The 11,042-nt window shown below is 53.3% G+C and carries 14 protein-coding genes and 1 pseudogene; 10 read left to right on the top strand and 5 right to left on the bottom strand.

All coding sequences use genetic code 11. The annotated features are described in order from the left end of the window. Positions 1–1,196, bottom strand: a 1,196-nt coding sequence (locus Q0711_RS01185; protein ID WP_298612513.1) for a pentapeptide repeat-containing protein, incomplete at its 3' end; no start/stop codon positions are given. 224 nt (positions 1,197–1,420) lie between these two features. Between Q0711_RS01185 and Q0711_RS01180 the strand changes: the two genes are divergently transcribed. The 3 genes from Q0711_RS01180 (at position 1,421) to Q0711_RS01170 (ending at position 2,967) form a co-directional block, all read left to right on the top strand. Continuing rightward, a complete protein-coding gene (locus Q0711_RS01180) occupies positions 1,421–1,546 on the top strand; it encodes a photosystem II protein Y (protein WP_298612510.1) in 126 nt (41 codons plus the stop codon). 135 nt (positions 1,547–1,681) lie between these two features. Next, the gene (locus Q0711_RS01175; protein WP_298612507.1) at positions 1,682–2,347 is read left to right on the top strand and encodes a HEAT repeat domain-containing protein; all 666 of its coding nucleotides are present in this window, start codon (positions 1,682–1,684) and stop codon (positions 2,345–2,347) included. A gap of 113 nt (positions 2,348–2,460) precedes the next feature. Beyond that, a complete protein-coding gene (locus Q0711_RS01170; RefSeq protein ID WP_298617730.1) occupies positions 2,461–2,967 on the top strand; it encodes a hypothetical protein in 507 nt (168 codons plus the stop codon). Between the two features lie 169 nt (positions 2,968–3,136). On the opposite strand, the gene raiA is transcribed toward Q0711_RS01170, so the two are convergent. After that, on the bottom strand, positions 3,137–3,754 hold the full coding sequence (gene raiA, locus Q0711_RS01165) for a ribosome-associated translation inhibitor RaiA (protein WP_298617727.1): 618 nt from the start codon (positions 3,752–3,754) through the stop codon (positions 3,137–3,139). A gap of 162 nt (positions 3,755–3,916) precedes the next feature. Here raiA and lipB point away from each other — a divergent pair, with 162 nt between their 5' ends. From lipB to Q0711_RS01150, 3 genes are all read left to right on the top strand, one after another. Continuing rightward, on the top strand, positions 3,917–4,597 hold the full coding sequence (gene lipB, locus Q0711_RS01160; RefSeq protein WP_298612498.1) for a lipoyl(octanoyl) transferase LipB: 681 nt from the start codon (positions 3,917–3,919) through the stop codon (positions 4,595–4,597). 218 nt (positions 4,598–4,815) lie between these two features. Next, entirely contained in the window at positions 4,816–5,799 is a 984-nt protein-coding gene (locus Q0711_RS01155; protein ID WP_366142505.1) for an RNA polymerase sigma factor, RpoD/SigA family, read from the top strand. Positions 5,800–5,865: 66 nt separating this feature from the next. Next, entirely contained in the window at positions 5,866–6,027 is a 162-nt protein-coding gene (locus Q0711_RS01150; RefSeq protein WP_298612495.1) for a cupin domain-containing protein, read from the top strand. On the opposite strand, the gene Q0711_RS01145 is transcribed toward Q0711_RS01150, so the two are convergent. Further along, on the bottom strand, positions 6,024–7,808 hold the full coding sequence (locus Q0711_RS01145) for a mechanosensitive ion channel domain-containing protein (protein ID WP_298612492.1): 1,785 nt from the start codon (positions 7,806–7,808) through the stop codon (positions 6,024–6,026). The genes Q0711_RS01150 and Q0711_RS01145 overlap by 4 nt on opposite strands. Next, complete coding sequence (locus Q0711_RS01140; protein WP_298612489.1) at positions 7,805–8,284, bottom strand: ankyrin repeat domain-containing protein; 480 nt, start codon at positions 8,282–8,284, stop codon at positions 7,805–7,807. The genes Q0711_RS01145 and Q0711_RS01140 overlap by 4 nt, the downstream gene beginning before the upstream one ends. 81 nt (positions 8,285–8,365) lie before the next feature. Between Q0711_RS01140 and petN the strand changes: the two genes are divergently transcribed. The 4 genes from petN to Q0711_RS01120 are packed head-to-tail and all read left to right on the top strand — an operon-like array spanning position 8,366 to position 10,773. After that, positions 8,366–8,455, top strand: coding sequence for a cytochrome b6-f complex subunit PetN (gene petN / locus Q0711_RS01135; protein WP_011056671.1), 90 nt, complete (start codon positions 8,366–8,368; stop codon positions 8,453–8,455). Between the two features lie 18 nt (positions 8,456–8,473). After that, positions 8,474–8,629, top strand: a complete 156-nt coding sequence (locus tag Q0711_RS01130; RefSeq protein WP_299041340.1) for a hypothetical protein — start codon at positions 8,474–8,476, stop codon at positions 8,627–8,629. Further along, positions 8,629–10,383 (top strand): arginine--tRNA ligase, encoded by a 1,755-nt coding sequence (gene argS, locus Q0711_RS01125; RefSeq protein WP_299041338.1) that lies wholly within the window; start codon positions 8,629–8,631, stop codon positions 10,381–10,383. The genes Q0711_RS01130 and argS overlap by 1 nt, the downstream gene beginning before the upstream one ends. Positions 10,384–10,440: 57 nt before the next feature. Continuing rightward, positions 10,441–10,773, top strand: a complete 333-nt coding sequence (locus Q0711_RS01120) for a hypothetical protein (RefSeq protein WP_299041336.1) — start codon at positions 10,441–10,443, stop codon at positions 10,771–10,773. 68 nt (positions 10,774–10,841) lie between these two features. Here Q0711_RS01120 and Q0711_RS11615 read toward each other — a convergent pair. After that, positions 10,842–11,042: pseudogene (locus tag Q0711_RS11615) on the bottom strand (hypothetical protein); the annotation flags it as partial.

The following is an 11,042-nucleotide window of genomic DNA, read 5'->3' as shown; positions in this document are numbered from 1 at the left end:
TAGCGCCCCAGTTTATTGGGAATCCCCTCACAGCCGCCGGGAATCGTTTCGCGGGAACGGCTACCGCTCCAAGCGCAGCAATAGTAGCGCTGTTCTTGGGAGAGGTTCTTAACATTGGTAAAGTTGACATCCTCGACCACTGCACCGGTGTGCGCCCCAGTGCGAAAATTGGGAGGATTTAGGCGATCGCGAGGACTGGCCTGTTCGGCAGTACCGTAAAACAAGCGGGTGCGGCTGAGATCGGCACCGGTCAAATCCGCTCCCTGCAAAATTGCCCCTGCCAGGTTTGCCCGAGTCAAATTGCAGTGGCGAAAGATTGTTCCCGTTAAGTTAGCCTCACTCAATTCGGTCCAGCGCAGATCCGTACCACTGAGATCGGCTCCCGCCAGCATACTGCCTAGGTTGATCACCCGAACGCCGTATTCAATGTCTTCTTCGTATCCCCCTAAGCCATCAAAAATGGGGCGACCCAGCCGGCGATCGCGCTTTAGGGGAGTCAGTAACTTTGCCCCCGACAGAAAGCGAATGATTTTGGCTTTGCCCTCGGCATCCAGTCCCCCCAAGATGGCAGCGGTGCGTCCCTCGGCGATCGCTCGCTCCGGCGGCCAATCCTCTAACAATCCTTCATCGTCAAGGATGAGATCGGCAATCCCTTGGAAATAACTGTCAATCGTTTGCTGTTGGGTAATGCGGTTTTGTTGGGTGGTCAAATCCCGCGAGATCACGTACTGTCGCCAAGCCACATAGGCCGCCAAGAGGGCCACCAAAATTTGCCCTAGGGCACCGAAGCCCTCCGCCAGTGCTCCCACCGCCTCCCAATTCGTGCCTTGAAACCGTCCTCGGAGCCAGTCCATGGCGCCGGTCATGGCAACAAGCGCTACCCCTGCGAGGCTCAGCCCTAGGAAGGCCAAAATAAACTGCCGTTGCTGTTCCGTCAGATCCGCCGTAAACCAACGGTAAGCGGAAGTCCAGACTAGGGGAAAACTCAGCGCCCCCAGTGCCAGGGCCGCCACCACCCCCACCCCATCCCAATCGAGTCCCCAAGCTACCAAGACGGCAACCATGGCGATCGGCATTAACACTAAACGTAGGGACTGCCAACCGCTGCGCCAACGACTGCGGGCTGCCAATACTTGACTGAGGCGGAGAGCTGCCGCCGCTTGGTTTTCACGGAGGGTTGTTTTGTCTTCGCCCATCAGGACTTAGCCTTACAGTTTGGGAATTAAACCAATCATACAAATCTTTTCCTTGGGGCAGACCTGCCTCAAAACAGCAAAGCCGGTATTAACCCTCCTGCCCCCTATAAAAAGGACGGTGATGAGAGTTTTCCTTTGTTCAATAACCTACCCCTCTCTCCCTTAAAAGAAGGCTGTACAATAATTCATAAAGTTTTCAGAAAACCTTTTAGGAGGTTTTGGCAATGGATTGGCGCGTTTTAATTGTCCTGCTACCGGTCTTGCTGGCTGCCGCTTGGGCGGTGCGCAACATTCTGCCCTATGCCATCAAGCAGTTTCAAAAGCTTCTGCAAAAAGCAAAAGCAGCCTAGACGCTTGGTAGCGTTTTCTCCTAGCGGCTGAGCCTCCCCAAGGAACTCTGCATTTAGTGTTTCACTTTGGGGAGAGCTTTTTATAATGGAGGGAGATATTGTTAATTTTTGTAAATTAGCTTTTAGGTGACTGCCATGCCCTCCCTCGAACAGCTTGCCCATCAACTGGAAAGTCCCAATTCCCGCGATCGCCTACTGGCGCTAGCCGCGCTACGGGATGTCCCCTCTGCGGATGCCGTACCCCTCATTAAAAAAGTCCTTTGGGACGAAAATCTCCAGATTCGCTCAATGGCGGTGTTTGCCCTTGGGGTTAAATCCACACCGGAGTGCTTTGATATCTTAGTGCGTTTGCTCGAAACCGAACCGGACTACGGCATTCGTGCCGATGCCGCCGGAGCATTGGGCTACCTTGAAGACGAACGTGCCTTTGAACCCTTGGTGCGCGCCTTCTATGAAGACACCGATTGGCTGGTGCGCTTTAGTGCCGCTGTGGCGCTGGGCAATCTCAAGGATCCCCGCGCGGTGGAGGTGTTGCGATCGGCGCTGAAAAGTCAGGAAGTCGTGATGCTCCAAGGAGCGATCGCCGCTCTGGGGGAAATCGGCGATCCTAGCGTTGTGGAGGATATTTTGCCCTTTGTGACCGCCGAGGATTGGTTGGTACGCCAACGCCTTGCTGAAGCTCTAGGTAACCTACCTAGCCCGAAAACGCAGGCCGCTCTAGAGTATCTCGCTAAAGACGATCATCCCCATGTAGCGACAGCAGCTCAGATTTCTTTGCAACGTTTGCAAGAGCGACTTTAATCTGAAGTTGCGGGCACCGGCAATTGAAATCAAGCTTTTTTGCCCACTGCGGTTTCTGCCATAACTCTCTACACTGGAAAGGAAGGCGCCGCATTGGCAGTAACCTAATCTCTATGTTTATCCGAATTAAGTTTCTTCCCTACCTCGTGGCAGTGCTGATCGGGGTGATTGGTGCAGTTATTCTTTCACAAATACACTTTACGCTCTGGTGGGAGCCAGATCTGCTGACTCAACCACCGCCAATTGTGGAAGCAGAACCAGAAACCACGACCGTTCAGCCCCTACCCACTCCCCAGGCTCCAGCCAACCCGCAACCGAATGGTCTGCGCATTAGTAATCAAACGGCCTTTCCGGTGCGCGTGGTGTTGCTCGCTGCCCGCGATCGCGCCCATCCCCATAGGGGCGCAGTACACTGGGACTTTGCTCCTATGGAGGGCAGTATCAAGGGGCTGCTGTTAACCCTGCCCGAAGGGAAGCTCACCCTCCAGTCCGGGGATATTGTTCTTGCCTTTACGCTGGATGGCTCCAAACGCTACTGGGGACCCTATGTCATTGGTGAAAATGGTGAACTACAGCGCGATCGCCAAACACAGGAATGGCAGTTGATCCTGCGCCCCTAGGGAGCTTCGCTCTGGGTCATTAAGACAGCCCTTTTCCCGCTGAAGGAGGACAGGCTCAAATCGGTGAAGGCTAGCAGGGGCAAGGATTGCATCCCCCTTGGATGCCGGAAAAGGGCTGGAATCCCCCTCTTTACTGAGAGGCTATTAAGACTGAGGACGGGTTAACCCTCTAGGGGTGAGCTTTCGCAACTGCCTTTGTGCTGTGGTGATTTTCCTGTTGGGAGGTGGGGCGGGGTTGAATGACGCCATAGCCCCCATGATTCCGCTCATAGACCACGTTGATTTCCCCTGTGTCGCGATTGCGGAAGACATAGAAGTCGTGATCCACCATTTCGAGGTGCTCAAGGGCTTCTTGAATTGTCATCGGCGGCATGGCAAAGTATTTCATGCGCACCACTTGTTCGGGCAGTTGCGGGGTGCGATCGCCCACCAAGTCTGTCACCACTGCGGGTTCCACCACACTATTCGCATCTTTCGCACGGGACTTGTCTTGCCGTTTTTCTTTGAGTTTACGGAGCTTGCGCGCAATTTTGTCGGCCACAAGGTCAATGCTGGCGTAGAGATTTTCACTGCTTTCTTCAGCGCGAATCACCGAGCCGTTGACAAATAGGGTCACTTCAGCGGTTTGTTGCGGGGCTGTACTGCGGTTCCGAGCCACGGCAAGATGCACATCAACTTCGTTAATCAGATTCTGGAAATGATTGGTGGCTCGCTCGATTTTTTGGTTCACATAGCTGCGAATGCCATCCGTAATATCAATGTTTTTACCGTGAATCACTAGCCTCATAGGGTTGCCTCCCCTGAGCAAAAAACAGATAAATCTAAGGCTGATCTACTTCCACCCTAGCACTTTCGTATCGGGGATTACAGGGCATCCTGAGGCTCTTCACCTTTATTCGTGTTCTGTGATAATTCTTATCCTCTAACCCTTGACAATCTGGCATCCCCTATGAAAAGCACTTTTGGTTGGCATTGTGCCTTGGGGATCATCCCCTACCGCGAGGCTTGGCGCTGGCAACAGCAACTGGTGGCGGAGCGCTGTCACGATCCCACCGCCCCAGATGTCCTGCTCACCCTTGAGCACCCCCCCATCTATACCCTTGGCCAAGGGGCAACCACTGCCCATGTTCACTTTGATCCTGTAGCCACAGGGCTTGAGGTACTGCGTATTGAACGGGGAGGCGATGTCACCTACCACTGCCCCGGCCAATTGGTGGCCTACCCGATTTTGAATTTACGCCGCCATCGCTGCGATCTGCATTGGTATCTCCACCAGTTGGAGGAAGTTGTGATTCAAACCCTTGGGCACTATGGCATTCAAGGGGAGCGCGTTGCTGGCCTCACGGGTGTGTGGGTGGAGGGGTACAAGGTGGCCGCCATTGGGATTAAGGTGACCCGCTGGATTACCTTCCACGGCATTGCCCTCAATGTGGTAAACGATCTCAAGGGCTTTGGTCGCATTGTCCCCTGTGGCATTGGCGATCGCCCCGTGGGGAACCTACAGCAGTTTTGTACCGATATTGATCTCGAGGATGTACGCCGGCAGTTTGTTGCTGCCTTTGGCCGTGTTTTTGCCCTCGAATTTCTCCCTAAGGTTCTTGCCGATCTCCTGATCCCTGTTTCTAGTTGACAAACTTTAATCTTTATTTCAGGAATCGGCTGTTATGAATTGCAACTTTCGGGGCACAATCTAAGTCTAAGTAGATCAGGATACAGGCCAATTCCCTTTCACCTGCTAAGCTAACGCTATACAAACCTCAGCTTTCTCAGGGCGAGTCGTCATCTCATCTCCGTAAACCCTTTATCTACATTCTTCCTTGCCAAATACTATTTGGAATCTGCGCTGCTATGATGAACTCCGCTTCTAAAGCTCCATCCCCTACCCCCACGGTTAGCACCGACATGGTGCGCACGTACCTCCAGGAAATTGGGCGCGTGCCGCTGTTGACCCATGAACAGGAAATTATTCTGGGTAAACAGGTACAGCAAATGATGGCACTGCGGGAAAAACGCGATGCCCTAGCCAAGGAACTAAGGCGTGAACCAACCTTTGAAGAATGGGCGGCGGCCTGTAACTTGACGCCAACGGAATTGCGCAATCTTCTTAAACGGGGCGAACGCGCCAAACAAAAGATGATTGAGGCCAATCTGCGCCTTGTCGTTTCGGTGGCCAAAAAGTATCAAAAGCGTAATCTTGAATTGCTGGACTTGGTTCAAGAGGGCACCCTTGGCCTCGAACGCGGTGTGGAAAAGTTTGATCCCACGCGGGGCTATAAGTTCTCGACCTATGCCTACTGGTGGATTCGCCAAGCTATTACACGGGCGATCGCCCAACAGGCGCGGACAATTCGCCTGCCCATCCACATCACCGAAAAGCTGAACAAGATCAAACGCACCCAACGCGAACTTGCGCAAAAACTGGGACGCAGTGCGACCCCTGCTGAAATAGCAGCCGCGCTAGAACTCGAACCCGAGCAAATCCGCGAATACCTGACCCTTGCTCGCCAACCCGTTTCCCTTGATCTGCGCGTGGGGGACAATCAGGACACCGAACTCGGTGAACTGCTTGAGGATGACAGTCCTTCGCCAGAGCAATTTACCACAGTGGAGTCTCTCCGGGATGATGTCAACCTCTGGCTGGCGGAACTTACCCCGCAACAACGGCAAGTACTCATCCTGCGCTACGGATTGGGGGATGGTCAAGAGCTGTCCCTTGCCAAGGTGGGTGAGCAACTCAATCTCAGCCGTGAACGGGTGCGGCAACTGGAGCGGCAAGCCCTCGATCACCTGCGGCGGCGACGCCAGCAAATGTATGAATACTTGGCCAGCTAAGGCGTGGATTGAGGTACTTGACCTGCAACCCCAGGGGGGGACTATTGCCGCAAGATCTCTCCCTCAGTGAGGAGCATTCCACAAGCGGTTTTGCCCTTAGGATTTCAGGGGGGCGATCGCGCCTACTGTACAAGTATTTACTTCCTACTACCCACCACGGCCTGTTCACGACTACACCGCAGGGCCGGCGAAGAACTTTGGCATTTTATTGAACCCTTGACGTCCTAGACATTAAAGAGTGTCCGCAAACGGCGACGAATCCACTGTAGGGGAGGCAGGCTTTTGATGTCTTGGGAGTTCACTAGACCGAGTTCTTGCAATACCTGTTGCCGCATTGCTAGCTCATGGGCAATATCTTCCGCCAATTGGGGTTGAGCTTGCAGGAGTCGCTGTACTGCCGAGCGATGTACCACAAATAAAACTGTTTCTTCTAAGGCTCGCACGGTCGCCGATCGCGGCATCCCCGTCAGTACGGCAATTTCACCAAAAAACTCTCCTTTATAGAGGGTTGCTAAAATCTGATTCAGGTGCTCCGAACGAACTTCCACGGCTCCTTCAAGGATGATGTAAAAGGCATCCCCCGGATCTCCCTCACAGCAGATAATTTCCCCAATACTATAAAATTGGCGGTTGCCTAACTCAATGAGCATTTGCAATTCCGCATTGGAGCAGCGGGAAAAACAACTGATATTGCGCAGTAAATCAGCAAGGGAAGGTTCCGCTTTGGTTATTTCTTCAGGCATCGGCTCAGTCCCTGTTGCCGTTTCGGGTGTACTTGCTACAGAACGATGGTAATAGTGCGCTAAGGAGCGCAGTTCCCCCAAGTCGCGCAACCGCAGGTCTAACTGGGGGAAAGGAACTTCAATTTGCCGCTGCCGTAACTCCTGCTCAATGAGAAAATAGAGGGCACTTTTAATAGGCTCGGAATCTTGGGGGCGGTTAATCCACACCAGCAATTCAAAAAGATAGGCACTTTCACCAAAGCCGCGAAACCAGACACTGGGGGGTGGCGTCAGCAGGACGCGGGGATCCTGACGGGCAGCACTGAGGAGTGCCTCGGTCACCAGCACAGTATCACTGCCGTAGGCAACACTCACAGGGATATGGATGCGGCTATTGGGGCTACCGTAGCTCCAGTTAACAACGTTCTTTTCAATAAAGCGGTTGTTGGGAACAATAACGTACTGGCTGTCATTGGTGCGGATAATCGTGGCACGAATTGAGATTTTCTCCACCGTGCCTAGGAGACCATCCACTTCAATAAAATCCCCGACTTTGATTGGCTGTTCTAGTAGAATCGCTAGACCACTAATAAAGTTACTGGCCAAGGTTTGTAAACCAAAACCAAAACCGATCCCCAAGACCCCCGCCAACACCGTGAGGGAACTGAGGTCAATGCCGGCAGTTTGCAAAACGATAATAAAACCAATAAAACTCAAGCTATAGCTAACTACACGGGTAATGGTTTCTTGGCTGCCACGATCCACCCGTAAGCGGGCAAGAATCCGAGTCTTGAGCCACTCACTCACCCAGCGGGCGGTAAAAATCACCACTAGGGATAAAAAGAGAATTAAAAAGACAAAGTTCAGTGTGATTTTAGTGCGCCCCAACTCCATAAAGGGCGTGTTAAACACCACTGCCACCCGCTGGAGGAGAAACTGAATTGTGCTGCCAATGCGCTCATGCCAAGGGGAAAGACTTTGAACAGATTGGAGAATCCAAGATAAAACAAGCGACCAGAGTAAAATTCGCAGTGCCAGGCGCAATAGACCGGCGGCGAGGGAGAGCCATGGCTGGGATTGGTGGCTAGCTTTTGGGTTAAGCCGTTGTTGCAGTTGAGAAATCCCCAGTTTCAGGAGCAGCCAATCAATGAGGATGGCAATGCCAACAATGCCGACAATTTGAGCCGCTTCGATCAAGGCCGCCCGCAGCCGTTGAGTTCGGGTCAGTTGCGCCACTAGAAGACTTGCGGGGGCTGCTGCTAAAAATAGATTGAGGTATTTGATCATGGTGCCAAGGATTGTGCACGAGCGGCTTTAATGACTGCCACCACCTCGCTATGTTTCCCATCCAGTGCCCAGACAAGTGCTGTCCAAGAATTCTGATCTTTGGCGTTGAGATCCGCCCCTGCGGCAATCAGTTGTTTCACCGTAGCCGCCTGTCCCTTGGCTGCGGCGGCCATTAGGGGAGTCAGACCAAAGGTGGTCTGGGCGTTGACATTGGCACCTGCTGCCAGTAGCTTCTCCACAATCGCCGTGTGCCCACCTCCTGCGGCGGCCATTAGGGGGGTCCAGCCGTCACTATCCCCTTGGTTGACATCGACACCTGCGGCAATTAGAGCCTCCACAATGTCTATATGTCCCAGTTCTGCCGCTAGGGCTAGAGCCTCTGTTTTGATCTCGACACCGCTGGCGATCGCCTGTTGAACAGCACTCAGATCCCCTTGCTCAATAGCAGTTTCAATTGCCGTCGTGCCCTGCATCATTGTCTGTAGCCTGTCTCTCATGAGAAAAAGATAATCTATCTGCGTTAAAATGAGGTCTGCATTGAGTTCAGGTCGCATGCCATGGATATTATCACGCTCGGTTGGGTGGGTGTTCTCAGTGTCTTTACGCTTTCGATTGCCTTTGTGGTCTGGGGCCGCCACGGTATGTAGCCACCTAAGGCTGGGGCAATGACGGTTTCATTTGCAGATCTTCTATTTCTGGTGGCCTTGCTGCTCCTGATCGTCGTGACCGGTGGCATAGGCTATCTGACCTTTGCGGAGTGGCGCGATCGGCGGCGCCTACAAGCGGAGCAAAAACAGCAACGACGGGGGCGTAAGCGTTGATGGTCGCTCCTTTATCCCTGTTGGGCGATCGCCTCCTCCGTGCCCTGCAGATGGCTCTGCCCTTAGAGGCTTATCCGCAGCCACTCCTGCTGCCGGCCAGTCAAGCCAAGTTTGGCGACTATCAATCCAATGTGTGCCTCAGTCTCGCCAAGCAGGTGGGGAAAGCGCCGCGGGAACTTGCCCAAGAAGTTGTAGCACATCTCAACGTTGACGATATTTGCCAGCCCGTCGAAATCGCAGGACCGGGCTTTCTCAATTTTCGTCTCCAGCCAGCCTTTTTGGCGCGCAGCCTACAGGCGGCGCTGGGGAGCGATCGCTTGGGGATTCCCAAGACCCAAAAACCACGACGGGTAGTGGTAGATTTTTCCAGTCCCAACATTGCCAAGGAAATGCACGTGGGTCACCTGCGCTCTACGATTATTGGTGACTGCATTGCCCGCATTCTTGAATTTCAGGGACATGATGTCCTGCGGCTTAACCATGTGGGGGACTGGGGGACGCAGTTTGGCATGCTCATTGCCTACCTTGACGAAGTGTATCCCGACGCCCTCACCACCGCCAATGCCCTTGATTTGGGAGACTTGGTAACCTTTTACAAACAAGCCAAGCAACGCTTTGACAGCGATCCTGAGTTTCAGCAAAAAGCCCGCCAACAAGTGGTGGCGCTGCAGCAGGGAGACGAGCACAGTCGCCGCGCTTGGCAACTTTTGTGTGAGCAATCCCGCCGCGAGTTCCAAAAGATCTACGATCTGCTAGATATTCAACTCACCGAGCGCGGGGAATCCTTCTACAATCCCTTTTTGCCCGCAGTGATTGAGGATCTAGCAGCTGTTGGCCTGCTCACAGAAGATCAGGGGGCAAAGGTTGTTTTTCTCGAGGGGTTCACAAACAAAGAGGGGCAACCCCAGCCCTTGATTGTGCAAAAATCCGATGGCGGCTATAACTATGCAACCACGGATTTAGCAGCGCTGCGCTATCGCATTGAACAGGATCGGGCAGACTGGATTATTTACGTGACCGATGTTGGGCAGTCCACCCACTTTGCCCAAGTGTTTCAAGTGGCACAGCGCGCGGGTTGGGTACCTCCCCATGTAACGCTAACCCACGTCCCCTTTGGCTTGGTTCTAGGGGAAGATGGCAAACGCTTGAAAACCCGTTCCGGGGAAACGATTCGGCTCATGGATTTGTTGACAGAGGCGATCGCCCGCAGTCGCAGGGATTTAGAACAACGCCTTGCCGCTGAAGGGCGCACCGAGTCCCCTGAGTTTATAGACACTGTAGCACAAACCATTGGCATTGGCGCTGTTAAGTACGCGGATCTCAGCCAAAACCGCAACAGTAACTATGTCTTTAGCTACGACAAGATGCTCTCCCTACAGGGCAACACAGCTCCCTACCTGCTCTATGCCTATGTCCGTGTTCAGGGACTCACCCGCCGCGGTGAAATTGATTGGGCTACCCTTGCGGCAAATACACCCCTACTTTTAGAGGATGAAACTGAGCAACGGCTTGCCAAGCACCTTGTGCAACTGGAGGAAACCCTTGAGCTGGTGAGCGCCGAGCTATTGCCCAACCGCCTCTGCCAATACCTGTTTGAACTCAGCCAGCTTTTCAACCAGTTCTACGATCGCTGTCCTATCCTCTCAGCTGCTGAGCCGACGAGACAATCCCGTCTAACCCTCGCCTATCTCACTGCGCAAACGCTGAAGCTGGGGCTATCCCTTCTGGGGATTCGGGTTTTGGATCGGATTTAGAGCCTCCCCGCTATACTGGGGCACAGCACCACTGTTGTTTTTGGGATTTTCTAGGGAGTGAGAGGTCTATTCTCCAAGCTCTTACTTGCAGTCATTTTCCTACTGATCTGGCCGCACTTCTTCCTGATAGAGTTTTATTTTTGGCTATTTCGCCGCGAGTTGCCCAGCAGTCTAGAAATGGGGGGTATGTTTATCATGCTGGTAATAGCAGCGGGAACGGGTCTCGGTTTCTTTGTTAGCCTCGCTGTTGGGTTGGTTCTATTCCCTTGGCTTTGGCCAGAGACGGGTCAGGGAGGGCGGTGGTTAACCGCAGTGGGGATTTATGTCCTCAATTCCTTGCTTTGCTTTGAACTGGGCTATCGCTGGGGTCAGCGGGAAGCAAAGCGGTGATGGCATGAGGCGCTGCCTTGGTGTTTAGCCCTACGCCAATACAAACAGGCTTTTTGACACTTCCCGCACTAAAGTGACGGGGATTCTTGAACAGCCCAGAATCGGACTTTCAAAGGCGTTGTCAATGCGCCTCTACTGACTCCACTGACCTCTCCCTGACGGTCGAGGGAACGGTCAAGCCCCAATGTTGCCGCTACTTTCCTTAAGATATTAGCAGCCGCATTGCAGTCTGCATTGATGTACCAATTTGTTGCGGTTCGGTACAGTCC

It is taken from the genome of uncultured Thermosynechococcus sp. (genome assembly GCF_937958135.1).
In the GTDB taxonomy this organism is placed as follows: Bacteria; Cyanobacteriota; Cyanobacteriia; order Thermosynechococcales; family Thermosynechococcaceae; genus Thermosynechococcus.
This window is presented reverse-complemented; position numbering and strand designations above follow the sequence as displayed.